We start from the raw sequence: 19586 nt of genomic DNA, 5'->3' as shown, positions 1-19586 counted from the left end.
CGCTTGTCACCCGCGAGAACACCCTGACACATGGCCAATAAGAAAACCTCCGGAACCCGAAAGAAGACCGGAAAAAAGACCGCGTCCAAACACGGCAGCACCGGCACGACACGAAAAGCCAGGCGACCCGGCCGCAAGGCGGCACCGGCGAAGAAGCGCCCGGGGCTGCTGGCGCGACTGTGGCGCTGGGGCCTGCTGGCCATCGGCCTGGGGCTGGGGCTGCTCATTCCGTGGACACTCTGGCTCAACCACGTGGTCGTGGCCGAGTTCGAGGGCCGAAAATGGGACCTGCCCAGCCGCGTGTATGCGCGGCCGCTGAGCCTCTATTCCGGCCTGCGCCTGTCACCCGGGGCCCTGCAGCGCGAGCTGGATGCCGCCGGTTACCGGCGCGTGGACAACCCGGACGACCCCGGCGAATTCAGCAGCGCCGGCGGCCGTTTCGAGATTCATCGCCGCCAGTTTCGTTTTGACGACGGGGTGCAGGAAGCGCTGCGCTTCCGCGTCAGCGTCGCCGATGGCCAGGTGACGGGCCTGGCGTCACCCGCCGGTGGCGCCGAGCTGGGGCTGGTGCGGCTGGACCCGGCCGAGATCGCGTCCATCTACCCGCTGCACGAGGAAGACCGGTCGCTGGTGTCACTGGCCGATGTCCCCGAATTGCTGGTCACCGGGCTGCAGGCGGTCGAGGACCGCCAGTTCAAGCACCATTACGGCGTTGATCCGCGGGGTATCGCGCGGGCGATGTGGGCCAACCTGCGCGCCGGCGGCGCAGTGCAGGGCGGCAGCACGCTGACCCAGCAGCTGGTCAAGAATTTCTACCTCAGCAATGAGCGGACCCTGCCGCGCAAGATCAACGAGGCGCTGATGGCGCTGTTGCTGGAGTGGCATTACGACAAGGCCGATATCCTCGAGGCCTACCTGAACGAGGTGTTCCTGGGCCAGCAGGGCAACCTAGCCATCCATGGCTTCGCCCGCGGCAGCGAGTACTACTTCGGCCAGCCGCTGGACACGCTGCAACCGGACCAGGTGGCCCTGCTGGTGGGGCTGGTTCGCGGCGCCTCGTACTACAACCCGCGTCGCAACCCGGAGCGGGCGCTGGAGCGGCGCAACCGGGTGCTGGATGTCTTTGCCGAAACCGGCCTGCTTGCCGCCGACGAGGCGGCCCGCTGGAAGGCGCGGCCACTGGGCGTGACCGACACCCCCGGCTTTGGGCGCAACCGTTACGCCGCGTTTGTCGACCTGGTGCGGGACCAGCTGCAGCGTGACTATCGCGAGGACGACCTGCGTAGCGAGGGGTTGAGGATCTTCACCACGCTGGCACCGTCGGCGCAGGCCGCGGCCGAGGACGCCGTCAGCCGCGGCCTGGATGACCTGGGCTCGCGCGGATTGCCCAACGACCTGCAGGGCGCGCTGGTACTGGCCGACGTCGACAGCGGCGAGGTTCGTGCGCTGGTGGGTGACCGCTACCCGAACCGCCGCGGCTTCAATCGCGCGCTTAATGCGCGGCGCCAGGTGGGCTCGGTGATCAAGCCGCTGGTGTACCTGCTGGCGCTGGAGCACCCGCAAAGCTACAGCTGGCTGACCCGGATCGAGGATGAGCCCATTTCCCTGGTGCAACCCGACGGCAGCCGCTGGACCCCGGACAACTACGACAAGCAATCGCACGGCGAAGTGAGCCTGCTGGAGGCGCTGACGCGGTCCTACAACCAGGCGACCGTGCGGCTGGGCATGCAGATTGGCGTCAACCACCTGGTCACGCGCCTGCAGCGCCTGGGCATCGAACACCCGGTGCCGGCGGTGCCATCGACCTTCCTGGGCGCGGTGGAACTGACGCCGCTGGAAGTGACGCAGCTGTACCAGTCCATCGCCGCCGGCGGCTACAGCGTGCCGCTGCGCGCGGTGACCGCGGTGCAGACGCCGGCGGGTGAAACCCTGAACCGCTACCCGCTGCGACTGACCCCGCAGGCGCGCCGCGACGCCATCGCCGTGCTCAACTACGGCCTGACCCGCGTGGTTACCGACGGCACGGCCAGCGCCTTGCCCGCACTGGTCGGCGCCGAAGGCATGGCGGGCAAGACCGGCACCACGAATGAACGCCGGGACAGTTGGTTTGTCGGATATACTCGGGACCTGGTCGGCGTGGCCTGGGTGGGCCTGGATGACAACCGGCCCGCGGGCGTCACCGGCGCCAACGCGGCCATGCGTGTCTGGGCCGGATTGTTCCGCCAACTCCCCGTGGATCCCGTCAGTTTTGACCTGCCCGAAGGGGCGTCGTGGCGCTGGGTGGACCCGGTGGCCAATACGCTCAGCGAGGAGGGCTGTGATGGCGCGATCCAGATGCCGTTCGTGGCCGGCTCCGAGCCCGCGACCGCAGTCTCCTGCGGTGGTCGATACGAATCCGAGGAAGAAAAGAGTTTCTGGAGGAAATGGTTTGACAAGGATTGAAGCATTCCCGCTGCGGCCGCTGCGCAATGGCGCCGGCCTGGTTGCCCTGGCCCTGCTGCTGACGGCCTGCGCCGGTGGGCGCAGCACGCCCGCGCCTATCGAAGAGCGTGATGTCGATGCCGAAGTGCGTGCGCCCGCGAAGGCGGAAAGCGCCGGCGTGCAGGTCTACCCGCTGAAAAACCCGGCGGTGGCCGAACTGACCAGCCAGGCCGATCGGGCCGAGCAGTCCGGCAACTACGACCAGGCGGCCATCCTGCTGGAGCGCGCGCTGCGTATCCAGCCGCGTGACCCCGAGTTGCTGCAGCACATGGCCGAGGTACAGGTGCAGAAGCAGGACTACGCGCAGGCGCTGAGTTTCGCCACGCGCTCGTTCGACATCGGCCCCCGCGTGGGCGAGATTTGCGCCCGTAACTGGCGCACCATCGGCCTGGCCCGTGAGCAACTGGGCGACAACGCCGGCGCCCGCGAGGCCAGTGGTCGCGCCGACCAGTGCATGGTCACCAAGCCGCAGGGTCTCTGAGCCGGCATGGGTGCTAGCGCCGCGTTACTGGGCGCCGAGGGGCCGCTGTCGCAGCGCCTGACCGCATTCGCACCGCGCGCGGCGCAGATCGAACTGGCGGAGGCGATCGAGGACACGCTGGCCGACGGCGGCGTGCTGGTGGCCGAGGCGGGTACCGGTATCGGCAAGACCCTGGCCTACCTGGTGCCGGTCATTGAGAGCGGCAGCCGGGCGATCCTGTCGACCGGGACCAAGACCCTGCAGGACCAGCTGTTTTTCCGTGACCTGCCGCTGGTGGCCGAGGCCCTGGGCAAGCGCCCGAAGGCGGCGTTGCTGAAGGGCCGCGCCAACTACCTGTGCCTGCACCGCATGGAACTGACCCGCGAGCGCGGCGAATTCCCCAGCCGCGAGGCCCCGGCGCAATTGCAGCGCGTAGTCGACTGGTCCAGCCGCACCCGCGACGGCGACCTGTCGGTAGCCGACGTGTTGCCCGAAGACAGCGCCCTGTGGCCACTGGTGACCTCCACCAACGAGAATTGCCTGGGCACCAAGTGCCCCGACTATGACGACTGCCATGTCGCCCGCGCGCGCCGCCGCGCCCAGGAGGCGGACATCGTCGTGGTCAATCATCACCTGCTGTTCGCCGACATGGCGCTGAAGCAGAAAGGCTTCGGCGAGGTCCTGCCCGGCGCCGAATTGTTCGTGGTCGACGAGGCACACCAGGCGCCGGAACTGGCGTCGCGGTTCTTTGGCGTCAGCCTGACCGCGCGCCAGGTCGACGACCTGTGCAAGGACATCCTGGCCGAGGCTGGCGAAGTGCCCGGCGCGCTGGGCGCGGTGCGGACGGAAGTGGCGGCCTGCAAGGACGCGCTCGCAGTTCTTCGGGCGAGCCTGGCCGAACGCCTGCCCGACCGCGGGCCCTGGCACCGGCTGCTGGAGCACGCCGAGATTCGCGAGGCCCTGCAGGGCCTGGACCAGGCCGTCGCCGACCTGGCCGCGCCGCTGGCGGGGCTGGAGGGTGTCAGCCGCGGCCTGGACGGCTGCGCCGACCGCCGCGACGAAATGCAGGCCAAGTTCGACCGGCTCGATTCGGCCGGCGCCGGCGAAGTGCGCTGGTTCGAGCGCCGGGGCCGCGGCTTTGGCCTGCATATCACGCCGCTGGATGTGTCCGAGGCCTTCACCGGCTACCGCGATGAGCTCGATGCCGCCTGGGTGTTTACGTCGGCGACGCTGGCTGTTAACGGCGACTTCCGCCATTTCACCCGCGAGATGGGGCTGGACGACGCCACGACGCTGGCGCTGGGCTCGCCGTTTGATTACCCGAACAACGCCTTGCTGTGGACGCCGGCGCTGCGCGTGCAGCCCAATCACCCGGGTTACACCGAGGCCGTGCTGGAGACGGTGGAACCCGCGCTGCAGGCCAGTCAGGGCCGTGCTTTCCTGCTGTTTACCTCGCATCGCGCGTTGCAGGCGGCGGCACACTGGCTGGCGCAACGGGTCGACTTCCCGTTGTTCGTGCAGGGCACGGCACCGCGCAGCAGCCTGCTGAAATCGTTCCGCGAATCCGGCAACGGCGTGCTTCTGGGCACCGCCAGTTTCTGGGAAGGCGTGGACGTGATGGGCGAGGCGCTGTCACTGGTGGTGATCGACAAACTGCCCTTCGCCGCGCCGGATGACCCGGTGATGGAGGCGCAGAGCGCGCGCCTGCGTGACGAGGGTGGCAACCCGTTCATGGACCTGGCCGTGCCGCGCGCCGTGATCGCACTGAAACAGGGCGCCGGGCGGCTGATCCGGGATGTCGCCGATCGTGGCGTGCTGGTGGTCTGCGACCCGCGCCTGACGACGAAGGGCTACGGCGCCGCTTTCCTGCACAGCCTGCCGCCGATGCGGCGCACCGACACGGTGGACGAGGTCATCGATTTTTTTGCCACACCCGGGGTCGCGGCGGCGGCCTCCTGAGGACTGAACATGAAACTGCTTGCCATTGAAACCGCGTTTGAGTCCTGCTCCGTCGCCCTGTCCCTGGACGGCCAGGTGCTGCAGCGCTACGAGCATGCGCCGCGCGGGCACGCGGAGCGGCTGCTGCCCTGGGTGCAGGCGCTGCTGGCGGATGCCGGCCTGGCGCTGCCGGCGCTGGACGCGGTGGCGTTCAGTCGCGGGCCCGGCAGTTTCACCAGCCTGCGTATCGGCATCGGCGTGGTCCAGGGCCTGGCCTGGGGCGCCGACCTGCCGGTGGTGCCGGTGTCATCCCTGCAGGCCACTGCCCAGCGTTCGCTGCGGCAGGTGATCGAGGATGGCGGCAACGCCCGGGCCTGTGTCGTGGCCATGGACGCGCGCATGGACGAGGTCTTTGCCGCACGCTTCGAGCAGGTCGATGGCTGGATGCTGCCGGTCGGGGCCGAACAGGTGTGCGCGCCGGCCGTTGCCGCCGGTCTGCTGGCCGATGGCGACGCGGCCTTCGGTAATGGCTTCGAGCGTTACCCGGAACTCGCCACCGCCGCAGCCAACCAGCCGTTGCGGGTGAACCACTGGCCGGATGCCGCCGTCATTGCGGCGCTCGCGGAGCCCTGGCTGGAGGCCAGTCACGGCCTGCCCGCCGAGCAGGCGCAGCCCGTGTACCTGCGTGACAAGGTGGCTGACAAGCCCGGTGAGGGCCGGCGCCCGGCCTGAGATTCGCGGGAATCCTTGCGCGCGAGTAGCGCTTGCAGGCTGGATTAGCGCAGGGTCGACTGGATCGCCAGGTATCGGCGGGCGATCTCGCTCCAGTCCAGGGATTCGGCCAGTGCCCGGCCGCCCGAGCGCAGGCGTTCGGCCAGTGCCGGGTCGGCGGCGACATTGGCCACAGCGGCGCACAGCGTATCCCATTCATCACGAACCATCGCCTCGCGGCCATCGACGACCGGGATCCCCTCGATACCCTTGGCGGTACTGATCACCGGCAGCCCCGCGGCAAAGCAATCGACGATTTTCATGCGCGTGCCGCCGCCGTCGCGCAGGGGCACCACGGCCATGTCGGCGGCCTTCAGCCAGGGGGGCACGGTCTCGACACTACCGGTGCAGTGAATCTTCGGGTGCAGGCCGCTGGGTGGCGAGTGGCCGATGGCCAGCACGTGGGCGTCGATGCCCTCCGCCTGCAGCCGCGGCAGGATCTCGTCGGCGAACATCTGCAGCGCATCGCGGTTGGGCGGATAGGCGAAGGTGCCGTGGTAAGCCATCAGCAACGCGTGATCCGGGATACCGAACTGCGACCGGGCGGGCGCCGCGACCGCGCTGTCGAAGGCAACCAGGTTGATGCCATGCGGCACCGTGTGTAGCAGGCCCGGGTGAACACCGTCTTCGGCCAGCCGCTGGCGGTCGTTGTCGGACACGCAGATCACCGCGTCGGCACGGTTGCAGAGGTCGATCTCGATGGCCCGGAGGCGCCGGAACTGGTCGTCGCTGAGCTCGGGCACCTGGTCGCGCAGGCGTGCGTACTCGACATTGTGCTCGACCAGCACGGTGGCGGCGCCCAGCACATCGGCGGCCTGGCGGCAGGGCAAGGCGTAGGCGGGGAATTCGGCCTGCAGTACGCCGGCGCCGGTCCGGCCGGCGACATGCAGTACGCGCCAGAACCAGCTGCCGTCGGTCATCGGCAGGTACAGGAAGGCGTTGCTCTCCGGAATGTCGCGGGTGTAGTGGTCCAGCTTGACCCAGGGCAGCGGCCGCGCGAACAGTTTCAGCCACCAGGGGTAGCGGACTTTCTCGAAGTGGCCGTCCTCACTCACCCGCAACCAGTGTTTGCGGTCATCGGTGACCAGGGCGACCTCGCGGTCATGCGAGGCCAGGCCACGAGCCGTCTCGACGATCTTGACGGCCGCGCCGTGGTCGGTGGGAAACAGGTCGCTGCGCGTGACCATGACGATGGCATCGCCACATGGCTTGCGCCCCAGCATCCGCGCCAGCAGCACGCGCCGGGCCAGCCGGTAGCGGCGGGCCAGGCGTTCACGTAATGGCGGCACGCCGATCACCGGCGGGTCGGCTTCCGCCACGCCATGCACGGCCAGCCGGGGCGCGGGCCGCGGCGACGCCATCCAGCGCAGTAGCGGCGCGGCCGCGGTGTCCGGTTCGAACCTCTCGGTGGCCAGGCGCAGCGCGTTGTCGCGGCAGCGGCGCCATGCTTCGGGGTCGCGCCGCAGCCTTTCCAGGATGGCTGCGATATCGGCCGGGTCGCTGACCACCCAGCCCGCATCATAGGCCTCGACCCACCGGGCGATGGGCAGGTGGTCGCTGCACAACAGCGGCAGGCCGTGTCGCAGGAAGTCGATGGCGCGAAACGACAGGCTGTGGCGGCGTTCGATGTTGGCATGGCCCAGTTCCACGCCGATATGCGCCTGGCCGGACAGCAGGGCCTCGTAGTCGCCGTGGCTGAGCAGGCCCGCACGGCCGTCCGGGCCCTGGTCACCCAGTCGTACCAGGGCCAGCCGGCCATCCGAGCCGGCCACGGCGGCCTCGATCGCGTCGAGATAGTCACCGGCGTCGCGCCACGGCCAGTCGACGCCCCCGGCAACCAGGGTCAGCGGCGCGGTGCCCGGTTCCGGCGGCTGGCCTGGACAGATATCACCGGCCATCGGCACCACGCACACGGGGTTGGCCTGGCGCAGGTCGAACCCGGCCTCGATCAGGGGGTAGTGGAGCAGGCCGGCCTGGCCGGCCGTGCCCACCAGCACCAGGTCGACGCGCCGCAGTGCCAGCCGCAGGCGACCCATTTCGGCCGCCACGCGCCCAGGCGTTTCGAACAGGCTCTCCAGCGGCCTGGGGGCAATGAAGTCCAGCACCACCGGGGCGTCCAGCTCGTAGGGCAGTAGTGACAGCAGTTCCCACCAGCCCACCAGCAGCACGTCCGGGCGTTCGCTGCGAATGATGCCGGCCAGCTGGTCCCTGGTGTGGAACGCGCCGTCGGCCCGCTGCCCGCGTGGCGCCAGCCAGGCCTGCGTGGTGTCATGTCCAGCGCCTTCCAGAGCGCGCCTGAGCTGGCGCGTACGGACGGCATTGCCGCTGGCCACCCGGCCGTCGTCCAGCGGCGCTTCGAGACTGATGATCAGGACGCGCATCGGTGCCGGTTCAGGTGCCGATGATCATGTAGGTCGCCAGGCCGACGAAGCTGAGGATGCCCACCACATCGGTGACCGTGGTCAGTGCTACGCCGCCGGCCAGCGCCGGGTCGATGGACATGCGTTTCAGCGCGATCGGGATCAGCACGCCGGAGATGGCACCGGCGAACAGGTTGAGCAGGATCGCGAACGCCATGACGAAACCGAGTTCCACGTCGCGATACCACAGCCAGGCGATCAGGCCGATGAGTACCGAGAACACAAGCCCGTTGAGGATGCCCACGGCGATTTCCTTGCGGAACATGAAGGCCATGTTGCTGGCGTTGACCTGGCCGGTGGCCATGCCGCGGATCATCAGTGTCAGCGTCTGCGTGCCGGCGATACCGCCCATGCTCATGACGATGGGGAACATCACCGCGGTAGCGACGATCTGCTCAAGGGTCGGCTCGAACCAGGACAGCACCAGCGCCGCCAGCAGCGCCGTGACCAGGTTCACGCCGAGCCAGATCCAGCGGCGGCGGGCGGAGTTCACCACCGGCGCAAACATGTCGTCTTCCTCGTCCAGGCCGGCCATGGTCAGGACCGAGTGCTCGGCCTCTTCGCGGATGACGTCGACCACGTCATCGATGGTGATGCGCCCGACCAGCAGGCCGCCGGCGTCGATCACCGGTGCCGACACCAGGTCGTGGTGCTCGAACTCGGTGGCCACCTGTGCGGCCGGCATGTCGACCGGCAGCACGGCGGGGGAGGGCTGCATCAACTCGGAAACCAGCCGGTCCGGGTCCTGGGTCAGCAGGTCGGACAGGCGGATATCGCCCAGGTAACGGCCATCGCGGCTGACCACGAACAGCACGTCCAGCAGGTCGGGCAGTTCACCGCGGGCGCGCAGGTAGCGCAGCACCACTTCCAGGCTGACGTCACGACGGACGGTCAGCACGTTCGGGTCCATCAGGCCGCCGGCGGAATCCTCCGGGAAGGCCAGCACCTGGTGCAGGCGCTCACGATCCTGCCGGGTCATCGACGACAGGACCTCGCGGATCACCGTGTCGGGCAGGTCGTCGAGAATGTCGGCCAGGTCGTCGATATCGAGGTCGCCGACCGCGGCGGCCAGCTCGTCATCATCGGTACCGCGGATCAGGCCCTGGCGGACCTCGTCGTTGACCTCGACCAGCACTTCACCGTCGAGTTCGGTGTCGACCAGTTCCCAGACGGCGATACGCTTGGCGGGGGGGAGGGACTCCAGCAGGTCGCCGATTTCAGCGGCCGAGAGATTGTTGATCAGCTGGCGGACCTGCGCCCGCGTGCCGCTGCCGAGCGCCTCGGAGAGCGACTCGTGGTGCCGGGCGATTTTTTCTTCCAACACCTTGTCGCCCATGGGAGCCTCCCCGTTGCACCGGCCCACCGGCTGGCGGGCGCCCTCAGTGGCCTATTATCAGCGAAGGGGCCGGGCCTTCCAAGCACCGTGGCGCAATGGGTTGGCCCTGGCAGGAACGGATCAGCCGTGCAGCTGGGCGTGATCCAGGTACTGCACCAGCGTCGGGAAGCGCGGGTCCTCGCCCTGCTCACGCCAGCGCGCCATGGCACCGCGCATGCGTCCGACATCGGTTTCGTTGATGACTTTCTTGACCTCCAGGACCGCGCGCGGCTGTACGCTGAACTCGGTCAGGCCCAGCGCCAGCAGTAGCCGGGTGTAACGGCGGTCGCCGGCAATCTCGCCACACACGGCCACCGGCAGATCCAGCCGGTGGGCGGTCTCGAACACGTGCCCGAGCAGGTGGATGACGCCCGGGTGTTGCGGGTCGTACAGGTGCGCGACGTGCTCGTCGACGCGGTCGGCGGCGACCATGTACTGGATCAGGTCGTTGGTGCCGATGGAGAGGAAATCCAGCTCGCCGGCGAAACTCTCCAGGCTCAGGGCCGCAGCGGGCACCTCGATCATGCCGCCCATGGGCATGCCGGCGTCATAGGCCTGGCCGGCGCGCTCCAGCTCGCTTCGGGTCTCGTCGAGCAGCGCCCGCACGGCGCGCGCTTCCTTGGCCGTGGTCAGCATCGGCACCAGCATGCGAACCGGCCCCCGCGCGCTGGCGCGCAGGATGGCCCGCAGCTGGATCTTGAACAGCTCCACCTCGCGCAGGCACAGGCGCACGGCGCGCAGCCCAAGCGCCGGATTGGGGTTGCTGCGCAGGGCCTGGAAATCGAGCAGGTGGGCGGTCTTGTCGGCGCCGATATCGAGCGTGCGGATGGTCAGTGGCGCGCCACCCAGGGCCTCGATGGCCTCGGTGTAGTAAGCCAGTTGCTGCTCTTCGTCGGGCGGCTCGCCGGACATGAACAGGAACTCGCTGCGGTACAGGCCGACGCCACAGGCGCCGTCCTGCAGGGCCTGGCGCATGTCGTCCGGCCGTTCTGCATTGGCCAGCAGGGCAATCTCGCAGTGGTCGATGCTGGCGGCCGGGCTGGCGCGCAGCGTGTCCAGCGCCTGGCGGAAGCGTACCGATTCCGACTGTTTCTGCAAGTAGTGCCGCAGGATGGATTCTTCCGGGTCGGCGAAGACCACGCCGTAATGGCCGTCCAGGATCAGCTGTTCGCCCTCGGTAATCAGCGACTGCGCTCGACGCACACCCATGACCGTGGGGATGCCCATGCCGCGCGCCAGGATGGCGGTGTGCGAGTAAGGGCTGCCGTGCTCCGTCACTACGCCGGCGACACCGCGCTCGTGCAGCACCGCCATCTCGCCGGGCGTCAGTTCCGTGGCGATGACCAGGGTGTGACCCAGGCGGTCGGGAACGTCACCCAGGACTTCGCCGCCGCCTTCCTCGGCGAGGGTCTTCTGTACCAGGCGCACGACCTGCGCGGCGTCGTCGGCGCGGCTGCGAATATAGTCATCGTCGATGGTGCGAAATTCCGCCAGCAGGGCTTCCAGCTGCAACTGCATGGCCCACTCGGCGTTGCACTGGTCATTCTCGATATGGTCAATGGCGCCGTCCAGCAGGCTGGAGTCGTCCAGCATCAGCACGTGGGTGCGGATGATTTCGCTGGCCGAGGCGCCGGCCGCGGCCTGCAGCCGTTCGGCCAGGGCACTGAGGTTGGCGCGGGCATCGACGAAGGCCTGGCGCAGGCGCTCGATTTCCGTGGGAATCCGTTGGCTGGCGATCTTGAACTCACCGATTTCGATCTCGTTGCGTTGCAGCACGTGGGCGCGGCCGACGGCGATGCCGTCCTCGACGCGATGGCCGGAGAGCGCCAGGGTCATGTCAGTTTTCCCCGAAGCCGTTGTTGACCAGCTCGCCCAGCGCGTCCAGGGCGGCGCCTTCGTCGGCGCCGTCGGTGGTGATGGTGACGGTGGTGCCGCGCGCCGCGGCCAGCATCAGCACGCCCATGATCGACTTGCCATTCACCGTTCGGTCACCGTGGGTCAGGTGCACGGCGGCATCAAAGCGGTTGGCGCACTCGACCAGCCGCGCCGCCGCACGGGCGTGCAGCCCCAGTTCATTGCAGATGACGGTGTCCCGGGACGGCATCAGGAGACCATCCCGATGGCGTTGCGGCCGCCATCGACGGCGATGACGGCGAGTTCCTCCAGTGGCCGCTGGTGGTAGTTCCAGGCCCGGATCAGCATCGGCAGGTTCAGGCCGGTGACGACCACGCGGTGCTTGCCTGCGGCGGCCACCTGGGCCAGGTTGCTGGGTGTGGCGCCGGGCACGTCGGTCAGTACCAGTACGCCGGCGCCGCTGTCGGCGCAGTCGATGCGGGCTTCCAGCGTGGTGCTGCCGATGTCTTCGTCATAGCCGACTTCGACCACCACCGTGCCCTCGAGTTCGTCCGCCAGGATGCGCCGGGCCTGGGCCAGCAGCGTACTGCCGATACCCTCGTGGGTGACCAGCACCAGGTTGACGGAACTCATGACGACAGCTCGCGGTGATGGAGGACGACTTCCGGGTAGTCTTCGGACAGTTCCCGTTTCAGGCGCTCGGCCAGGTAGACCGAACGGTGACGGCCGCCGGTGCAGCCGATGCCCACCGTGACGAAGGCCCGGTGCACGCGTTCGAACTCCGGCAGCCAGGTTTTCAGGTAGGCAAGGATGTCGTCACCCATCTTCTGCACCAGCGGTTCCTGCTGCAGCCATTCGGCGACGCCCGCGTCACGCCCGGTCTTGGGCCTGAGCGACTTGTCCCAGTGCGGGTTGGGCAGGCAGCGGGCATCGAACAGGAAATCGACATCGGTGGGCGCGCCGTGGCTGAAGCCGAAGGACTGCAGCACCACGGTCATGTCACGGCTGTCCCGGGCCACGCACTTCCAGGTCTCGTGGGTGAGTTGGTGAATATTAATGGTGCTGGTGTCGATGACGTGGTCGGCGGCGTCGGCCACGGGCCGCAGCAGCTCACGCTCATGCGCGATGGCCGACTTCAGCCCGCGCTGGTCCTGCGACAGCGGGTGGCGCCGCCGGGTCTTGGAAAAGCGCTTCACCAGGGTGGCGTCGTCGGCGCCCAGGAACAGCAGCTGCGCGTTCAGGCCGCTCTCGCGCAGGCCATCGAGCCAGCCCGGCACGTCGTCGAGTTTGAGCCCCGGGGCGCGCGCGTCGATGCCCAGGGCGACCTTGCGGTACAGCTCCCGGTCCTCACGCACGTGGTTGGCGAAGTCGTTCATCAGCCGCGCGGGCAGGTTGTCGATGCAGTGGAAGCCCATGTCTTCCAGGGCCTTCAGCGCCGTCGATTTGCCGGCGCCCGAGAGGCCGCTGACGATGACGATCTGTGGTTGCGCCTCGGTGTTCACCTCATTCCTCCCAGGGCGATAGCTGCCCACGCAGGATACGCGAATGGCGCTCGATAAAGGCCGCCGTAGCGTCGTAGCCCTTCATCCGCAGCATGAAATCACGCACCGCGGCCTCGGCGATGACGGCCATGTTGCGGCCGGCCAGAACGGGCAGGGTGATCTGCGGGATGTCCAGGTCCAGCACCCGGCGCGTGGTCGCGTCACCGCGAAGGCGGTCCACCTCGGGCGGGCGGCTGGCGTCTTCGGGAATCTTCAGGTGGATAATCAGGCGCAGGAACTTGTTCAGCTTGATGGTGGCGTCGCCGAACATCTCCCGCACGTTGAGCACGCCCAGTCCGCGTACCTCCAGGCAGTCCTGGATGACCTCCGGGCAGGAGCCATCGATGATTTCCGGCGAAATCTGCGTGAACTCGGGCGCGTCGTCGGCAATCAGCCGGTGCCCGCGGTTGAGCAGTTCCAGCGCCAGTTCGCTCTTGCCGCTGCCGGCATCGCCCGAGATCAGCACGCCGATTGTGAACACCTCCATGAACACGCCGTGCATGGTGCAGCGGCGGGCCAGGACTCGTGAGATGTGGTACTGCAGGAAATTCACCAGCTCGTAACTGGACTTGCCCGACGCCAGCAGGGGTTTGCCGGCCTGCGCGGCGGCCTCGGCCAGGTCATTGGGGATGTCATGGGCGCCGCCCACGACAATGGCCAGCAGGTCGGGCCTGAAGATCGCGGCGATGGTATCGCCGCGGCTGTCTGCGGGCAGCGAGGCCAGGTAGTCGAGTTCCTCAACGCCCAGCACCTGCACCCGGTTCGGGTGAATCAGGTTCAGGTAGCCGGCCAGTGCCGGGCGGGCCGACATGTCGCGGTCGGAAAGCACCGCGGCGTCGTGATCGCCCGGCTGGGTCACCCAGTGCAGGTCCAGCCGCTGCCTGAGCTTGTCGAACAGGTCCTGGGCTGTGAGCGTGCGGGTCACCGTTCCGCGGTCAGTGCCGGGTTCGTGACAGGAGCTGCGCGAGCTCGGTGGCGTCTTCGGTGTTACGCAGGCGTTCCAGCAGTTCCTGGTCGCTGAATTTCTCGGCGATCTCGGCCAGCAGCTTCAGGTGGTCACTGGTGCAGTGTTCCGGCACCGCCAGCGCGAACAGCAGGTCGACGGGTTTGCCATCGACGGCATCGAAGGCCAGTGGCCGCGCCAGGCGGATAAACACCGCCTGGACCCTGGACGAACCGCTGACGCGGCCGTGCGGGATGGCGACGCCATTGCCCAGCCCGGTGCTGCCCAGGCGTTCCCGGGCACACAGGCTTTCAAAGATTTCCCGCGAACTCAGGCCTTCGTCTTCGTTGGCCAGCGCGTTGCTGATGACTTCCAGCAGGCGTTTCTTGCTACTGGTGCGGACGGCGGGAAGTACGCTGTCCGGGCTGATCAGGTCGTCGACAAGCATGGGGTTTGATTCTCGGTAACCGGTCTTTTCAGGCGCGGGTCAGATGTTCTCGGCCGCCTGGTAATCAGGCTTTTCGTGGTGGTGGTCGCGCAGGCGATCTTTCAGGCGCCGCACCTGGCGGTCGATCTTGTCGGCCAGGCCGTCGATCGCGGCATACATGTCGTCTGCGTTGTCATTGGCGAACAGCGTACGTCCGCCCGCGTTGACGGTGGCTTCCGCCAGCTGCGTGTGTTTCTCAACGTTCAGGATCACATCAACGGTCACGACCTTGTCGAAATGCCGCGACAGGCGCTGCATTTTCTCGGTGACATAGGCGCGCAAGGCGGGGGTGACTTCGACGTGGTGTCCGGTAATCGTCAATTGCATTTTCCTTCTCCTGGTTTCGAGATGGAAAGGGACCGGCCCGCTGGGGCCAGCTTCAGGGTCAACTCTGGAGTTCGAACCGTCCGTAGAGTCCGCACAGGGTTCGCGGCGGGCGGCTTCGCAAAGAAACTGTCATGAGCAGATTCTATACCCGGCGACGCCGCTTTCCTAGTCCACCGCGCGCGCGGCCAGTCGACGGTAGGCACGGCGCCGCTCGCTGCTTGAGCCGATACCCAGGGATTCCCGGTACTTGGCCACGGTCCTGCGGGCCGCGCGGATGCCGGCTTCGCGCAATAAACGGGACAGTTCCTGGTCACTGAGCGGTTTGCTGGCGGGCTCTGCCTCGACCAGTGACTGGATATGGGCCTTGACCGCGATGGCGCTGATGTCACCGCCGTCGAGCGTGCGCACGTGGCTGGAGAAGAAGTACTTCAGCTCGAACAGGCCGCGTGGCGTGAAAATGTACTTGCGGGTGGTGGCGCGCGACACCGTGGATTCGTGCACGCCAACCTGCTCGGCAATGTCTTTCAGGATTAGCGGCTTCATCGCGATATCGCCGTCGTCCATGAAGCCGGACTGGTGGTCGACGATGGCCTGCGACACGTTCATCAGCGTGCGGTTGCGCAGCTCCAGGCTGGACAGCAGCCAGCGTGCTTCCTGCAGGCGGCCCTGCAGGTACTTGCGGTCCTCGCCGCCGGACTGGCGCAGCAGCTGGACGTAGTAGGTGTTGAGCTTCAGGCGCGGGTCGTTGTCCGGGCTCAGGTAGGTGACCCAGCGGCCCTCGACCTGGCGGGTGTAGACATCCGGCACCAGGTATTCCTGCTGGCGGTTGTCGTAGCGCGCGCCGGGGCGGGGCTCCAGCGAACGGATCAGGTCCAGCGCGGTTTCGAGGTCGTCGTCACCGGCACCGGTTTCGCGCTTCAGGCGTTCGAGCTCGGCGTCGGCCACCAGGTCGATGTAGTCCCGCGCCACGCGCTGGGCCAGGTCGCGGCCGGGCGTCGAGGCCGGCAGCACGGCCAGCTGCACGCGGATGCATTCGGCCGGGCCATTGGTGGCCACGCCGACGGGCTCCATGCGCTGGACGCGGCGCATGACCGCGCGGATCTCGGCCTCGTCGGTTTCCAGGTCGGGCAGCAGGGAGTCGCGGATATCGTCGATGCTGTCGAGCAGGTAGCCGTCTTCATCGAGCGCGAAGATGATCGCGGTGGCGATGGCGGCGTCGCGGTCATTGAACTGGCCCAGCTCGACCTGGAACATCAGGTGGTCGCGCAGCGAATCGCCGGACTCGTCGGCGATCTGGTTCTCGCGCTCGACGCTGAAGCCGGCCTCGGCCCACTGTTCGCCGCCGCCCATGTCTTCGCCCCACTGGTCGTCGTAGTCGCCGTAGGGGTCATCGGCCGCGGCGCTGCTGTCTTCACCCTGGGAGGGCGTGTCCCAGTCGTCCGCGCTGTCGGCCGCGGCCTCGCCACCCGGCTCGTCGAAGTCCAGCAGCGGGTTGGCCTCGACGGTGGCCTGCAGGTGTTCGCGCAGCTCGATACGGGTGAGTTGCAGCAGGCGGATGGCCTGTTGCAACTGCGGCGCCAGCGCCAGCTTCTGGCTCAGGCGTAATTGCAGTGAATGATCGACCATGACGCTTCGTACCCCGCCTACAGCCGGAAGGCCTGGCCCAGGTAGACGTTGCGCACGTCTTCGTTGTCCAGCACCACGTCCGGCGCGCCCTCGGCCAGGATCCGGCCCTCGTTGAGAATGTAGGCATGGTCGCAGATGCCCAGGGTCTCACGGACGTTGTGGTCGGTGATCAGCACGCCGATGCCGCGGTCGGTCAGGTGCTCGACGATGTTCTGGATCTCGCCCACGGAAATGGGGTCGACGCCGGCGAACGGCTCGTCCAGCAGGATAAAGCGCGGCCGCGTGGCCAGTGCCCGGGCGATTTCCACCCGCCGCCGCTCGCCGCCCGACAGGCTGATGCCGGATTGCTCGGACAGGTGCGCCACGCCCAGTTCTTCCAGCAGCGACTGCAACTGGTCCTCGCGGGCCTCGGCGTCCAGGTCGGGGCGCATCTCCAGGATCGACAGCACGTTGTCGCGCACCGACATCTTGCGGAAGATCGAGGCTTCCTGCGGCAGGTAGCCAACGCCCAGGTGTGCACGGACGTTGACCGGCTCGTGCGTGATATCGATGTCGTCGACCTTGATGCTGCCGTGACTGGCCGGGATCAGGCCGACAATCATGTAGAAGCAGGTGGTCTTGCCGGCGCCGTTGGGGCCCAGCAGCCCGACCACCTTGCCCGGTTCGACGCGCATGCTGACGCCGCGGACGACTTCGCGCTTGCGGTACGACTTGTGCAGGCTCTCGGTAACCAGCACGTCAGTGGCCGTCGTTCCCGTCGTCCGGGGTCGCCGGTGAGGCCGCGGCCTCGTCGGCCACTTCCGGGTCCATGCGAATGCGGATGCGACCATCGCCGGTATCGCCGCCCACGCCCTGGAAGTGCTGCTTGTTCAGGTCGTAGGTCAGTGCGTCGCCGGTAATGTGGTATTGCGGGTGAGTCACGTCGGCCTCGCCATTCAGGTTCACCAGGCCGTCACCCACCTGGTAGGTGATGGTCCGGGCCTCGGCGCGCACCAGGCCCTGTTCCTCGATTTCCTGTTCAAGCACGGCCGGCTGGCCCTGCAGCGTGACCAGGCGAACCTTGCCGTCGAGTTTCTCCACCGACGCGCGGTCAGCGGTGATGTGCAGGGTGCCCTGGTTGACCTCGACATTGCCACTGAGCACGGTGACACCGTCACCAAACGTGCCGTCGCCGGAGTCCGCCTTGACGTCGAGCGGCTGCTGCCGGTCGGTCTGCAGCGCGGCGGCATTCAGGGTGGCCAGCAGCAGGGTGGCCGCGGCCCATCGATCAATTCGCCTGGATCTCATACGTTCCTGTAATTCCGCTCTCAAGATGGTAATGGTTGGTCAGCATGTCGACACTGAAGCCCAGTGCCCGCATCTTTCCTGCCGGGTCGGCGACATCGACCCACTGGTCCGATGACGCCAGCCGGGGTGTCACTTCCAGCATCACTTCACTGGATTCGATTTCCAGGTGGTCGGATGGTTCGCCGGATTCCCTGACCATGCGTACGTTACCGGAAAACTGGATGATCTCACGGTCGCTGGATATCGTCGCGTGTTGCGCGTCAATGTTCCAGCGGAAGCCCTCGTGGTGCAGTTCGGCGCGGGGCGAGTCGAGTTCGCCGATGCCGGTGGCCGCGTCGTTGGCCAGCCGCGGCGCCCACAGCGTCACCACCGGCGTGCCCTGCTCATCGTAGGCCAGCATCCTGAAGTTGCCGAGGGCGTAGTCCAGGCGCGTGTCCAGGCCCTTGATCGGTCCGCCTTCGCCGTCCGTGTCCTGGCGCGACGCCCAGAAACTGAGCAGACAGAGGCCGCCCAGCAGGATGATGCCCCGGCGGGTGCGCGGTGACATCATGATGGCAGGTACCGGGCGATGGCGGGGTCGAGATGGCCTTGCGCGGCCAGCAACAGGTTGCAGATATCACGTGCGGCGCCTTCGCCGCCGGCCCTTGGCGTCACCCAGTGGGCGCGCTTGCGGACCGCTTCGTCGCCGTTGGGAACGCTGATGGCCAGGCCCACCCGCGAGAGGATGGGCAGGTCGATCCAGTCGTCGCCGGCATAGGCACAGTCATCGTCGGCGATGCCGGTGGCGGCCTGCAGATCGCGCCAGGCGTCGAGCTTATTGTCGCTGCCCTGGTAAACATGGCGGATGCCCAGCGCCGCCGCGCGCCGGGTGACGATGTCCGACGAACGCCCGGTGATCAGCGCCAGCGTTACGCCGGTGGCCTGCAGGGTTTTCAGGCCCAGGCCGTCACCGGTGTGGAAGGCCTTCATTTCGTTGCCGGCGTTGTCAAAGTACAGGCGGCCATCGGTGAGGACACCGTCGACATCCAGTGCCAGCAGCCGGACCCGGGCCGCGCGCGCCAGCAGTTGCGGGTCATAATTGGGCACTCAGACCACCCCGGCCTGCAGCAGGTCATGGAAGTTCAGGATTCCCGCCAACCGGCCGTCATCATCGATGACGAGCAGGCCCTGGATCTTGTGATCCTGCATGATCTGGACGGCGTCCACGGCCAGTGCATCCGGGCCGATCGACTTGCCGTTGCGGGTCATGACTTCGTCGATCAGCGCCGTGCGCGGGTCGATGCCTTTTTCCAGCGCCCGGCGCAGGTCGCCATCGGTGAACACGCCCTGTACCCGGTCATCGTTATCGACCACGGCGGTCATGCCCAGGCGCTTGCCGGTCATCTCGACGATGGCCTCGGTCACGGTCGCGCCGGGGCGGGTGACCGGCATGGCGTCGCCGCTGTGCATCAGGTCGGAGATACGAATGATCAGCCGGCGGCCGAGTTGGCCTGCCGGATGCGAGCGGGCGAAATCCTCGCGGGTAAAGCCGCGTGATTCCAGCAGTGACACCGCCAGCGCGTCGCCCATGACCAGCGCGGCCGTGGTGCTGGAGGTGGGCGCCAGGCCCAGTGGGCAGGCCTCTTCGGCCACCGACACGTTGATGTTGATGTCCGCATGCGTGCCCAGGAACGAGGCCGGGTTGCCGGTCAGCGCGATAATGCCGACGCCCAGGCGACGCAGGCCCGGCAGCAGCTGTTTGACCTCGTCGGTTTCGCCGGAGTTGGACAGGATCAGCAGCACATCGTTGCCAGTGATCATGCCCAGGTCGCCGTGGCTGGCCTCGGCCGCGTGGACGAAAAACGACGGTGTGCCGGTGCTGGCCAGCGTGGCCGCGATCTTGTTGCCGATATGCCCGGACTTGCCCACGCCCAGGACCACGACCCGGCCGGTGCAGCCGAGAATGATTTCACAGGCGCGCGCGAAATCGTCATCGACATGGTCGACGAGCGCGCTGACCGCGCGGGCCTCGGTTTCAATCACGGCCCGCGCCAGGGTCTTGATGGCGTCGCTGTTCATCAGCCGTAGTGTACTCCG

General features: G+C 67.7%; 19 protein-coding genes. 4 read left to right on the top strand and 15 right to left on the bottom strand.

The features are described 5' to 3' along the window. Nucleotides 1–30 precede the first annotated feature (30 nt). From mrcB to tsaB, 4 genes are read left to right on the top strand one after another with little or no spacing between them, the layout of a single operon-like run. Nucleotides 31–2442: a penicillin-binding protein 1B gene (mrcB, locus tag F3N42_RS03535; protein WP_150862995.1), complete on the top strand. Its 2412-nt coding sequence runs from the start codon at nucleotides 31–33 to the stop codon at nucleotides 2440–2442. Next, on the top strand, nucleotides 2429–2962 hold the full coding sequence (locus tag F3N42_RS03530; protein ID WP_191621212.1) for a tetratricopeptide repeat protein: 534 nt from the start codon (nucleotides 2429–2431) through the stop codon (nucleotides 2960–2962). The genes mrcB and F3N42_RS03530 overlap by 14 nt, the downstream gene beginning before the upstream one ends. A 6-nt stretch (nucleotides 2963–2968) precedes the next feature. After that, nucleotides 2969–4900 carry an ATP-dependent DNA helicase gene (locus F3N42_RS03525; protein ID WP_150862993.1) on the top strand — a complete coding sequence of 644 codons (1932 nt, stop codon included), beginning with the start codon at nucleotides 2969–2971 and terminating at the stop codon, nucleotides 4898–4900. Between the two features lie 9 nt (nucleotides 4901–4909). Next, nucleotides 4910–5611, top strand: coding sequence for a tRNA (adenosine(37)-N6)-threonylcarbamoyltransferase complex dimerization subunit type 1 TsaB (tsaB, locus tag F3N42_RS03520; RefSeq protein WP_191621211.1), 702 nt, complete (start codon nucleotides 4910–4912; stop codon nucleotides 5609–5611). 44 nt (nucleotides 5612–5655) lie between these two features. Here the strand turns inward: tsaB and F3N42_RS03515 are convergent, their stop codons facing one another. The 15 genes from F3N42_RS03515 to F3N42_RS03445 all read right to left on the bottom strand — a co-directional run bounded on the left by F3N42_RS03515 (nucleotide 5656) and on the right by F3N42_RS03445 (nucleotide 19568). Further along, nucleotides 5656–8031, bottom strand: coding sequence for a glycosyltransferase (locus F3N42_RS03515; protein ID WP_150862991.1), 2376 nt, complete (start codon nucleotides 8029–8031; stop codon nucleotides 5656–5658). Between the two features lie 10 nt (nucleotides 8032–8041). Next, nucleotides 8042–9406 carry a magnesium transporter gene (gene mgtE, locus F3N42_RS03510; protein ID WP_150862990.1) on the bottom strand — a complete coding sequence of 455 codons (1365 nt, stop codon included), beginning with the start codon at nucleotides 9404–9406 and terminating at the stop codon, nucleotides 8042–8044. A 120-nt stretch (nucleotides 9407–9526) separates the two neighbouring features. Next, nucleotides 9527–11281, bottom strand: coding sequence for a phosphoenolpyruvate--protein phosphotransferase (ptsP, locus tag F3N42_RS03505; RefSeq protein WP_150862989.1), 1755 nt, complete (start codon nucleotides 11279–11281; stop codon nucleotides 9527–9529). A 1-nt stretch (nucleotide 11282) separates the two neighbouring features. Beyond that, nucleotides 11283–11549, bottom strand: a complete 267-nt coding sequence (locus tag F3N42_RS03500) for an HPr family phosphocarrier protein (RefSeq protein WP_150862988.1) — start codon at nucleotides 11547–11549, stop codon at nucleotides 11283–11285. Then, on the bottom strand, nucleotides 11549–11932 hold the full coding sequence (locus F3N42_RS03495) for a PTS sugar transporter subunit IIA (RefSeq protein WP_150862987.1): 384 nt from the start codon (nucleotides 11930–11932) through the stop codon (nucleotides 11549–11551). Before F3N42_RS03495 ends, F3N42_RS03500 begins: the two co-directional genes overlap by 1 nt. Next, a complete protein-coding gene (gene rapZ / locus F3N42_RS03490) occupies nucleotides 11929–12801 on the bottom strand; it encodes an RNase adapter RapZ (RefSeq protein WP_150862985.1) in 873 nt (290 codons plus the stop codon). The genes F3N42_RS03495 and rapZ overlap by 4 nt, the downstream gene beginning before the upstream one ends. Before the next feature lies 1 nt (nucleotide 12802). Continuing rightward, nucleotides 12803–13765: an HPr(Ser) kinase/phosphatase gene (gene hprK / locus F3N42_RS03485; RefSeq protein WP_150862984.1), complete on the bottom strand. Its 963-nt coding sequence runs from the start codon at nucleotides 13763–13765 to the stop codon at nucleotides 12803–12805. Between the two features lie 10 nt (nucleotides 13766–13775). Further along, nucleotides 13776–14231 carry a PTS IIA-like nitrogen regulatory protein PtsN gene (gene ptsN, locus F3N42_RS03480; RefSeq protein WP_150862983.1) on the bottom strand — a complete coding sequence of 152 codons (456 nt, stop codon included), beginning with the start codon at nucleotides 14229–14231 and terminating at the stop codon, nucleotides 13776–13778. Nucleotides 14232–14270: 39 nt separating this feature from the next. Next, the gene (gene hpf / locus F3N42_RS03475) at nucleotides 14271–14597 is read right to left on the bottom strand and encodes a ribosome hibernation-promoting factor, HPF/YfiA family (RefSeq protein WP_150862982.1); all 327 of its coding nucleotides are present in this window, start codon (nucleotides 14595–14597) and stop codon (nucleotides 14271–14273) included. A gap of 165 nt (nucleotides 14598–14762) precedes the next feature. Beyond that, a complete protein-coding gene (locus F3N42_RS03470; protein ID WP_150862981.1) occupies nucleotides 14763–16223 on the bottom strand; it encodes an RNA polymerase factor sigma-54 in 1461 nt (486 codons plus the stop codon). Nucleotides 16224–16240: 17 nt separating this feature from the next. After that, nucleotides 16241–16960 (bottom strand): LPS export ABC transporter ATP-binding protein, encoded by a 720-nt coding sequence (lptB, locus tag F3N42_RS03465; protein ID WP_150862980.1) that lies wholly within the window; start codon nucleotides 16958–16960, stop codon nucleotides 16241–16243. 1 nt (nucleotide 16961) lies between these two features. Further along, complete coding sequence (lptA, locus tag F3N42_RS03460; protein ID WP_150862979.1) at nucleotides 16962–17510, bottom strand: lipopolysaccharide transport periplasmic protein LptA; 549 nt, start codon at nucleotides 17508–17510, stop codon at nucleotides 16962–16964. After that, entirely contained in the window at nucleotides 17491–18057 is a 567-nt protein-coding gene (gene lptC, locus F3N42_RS03455) for an LPS export ABC transporter periplasmic protein LptC (RefSeq protein ID WP_191621210.1), read from the bottom strand. The genes lptA and lptC overlap by 20 nt, the downstream gene beginning before the upstream one ends. Then, complete coding sequence (locus tag F3N42_RS03450; protein WP_224784662.1) at nucleotides 18057–18596, bottom strand: KdsC family phosphatase; 540 nt, start codon at nucleotides 18594–18596, stop codon at nucleotides 18057–18059. Before F3N42_RS03450 ends, lptC begins: the two co-directional genes overlap by 1 nt. Then, the gene (locus F3N42_RS03445; protein WP_150862977.1) at nucleotides 18597–19568 is read right to left on the bottom strand and encodes a KpsF/GutQ family sugar-phosphate isomerase; all 972 of its coding nucleotides are present in this window, start codon (nucleotides 19566–19568) and stop codon (nucleotides 18597–18599) included. Nucleotides 19569–19586 lie beyond the last annotated feature (18 nt).

The sequence above is a fragment of the Marinihelvus fidelis genome (assembly GCF_008725655.1).
In the GTDB taxonomy this organism is placed as follows: domain Bacteria; phylum Pseudomonadota; class Gammaproteobacteria; order Xanthomonadales; family SZUA-36; genus Marinihelvus; species Marinihelvus fidelis.
The sequence above is the reverse complement of the archived record's forward strand: the minus strand, read 5'-3'. Positions and strand labels throughout refer to the sequence as shown.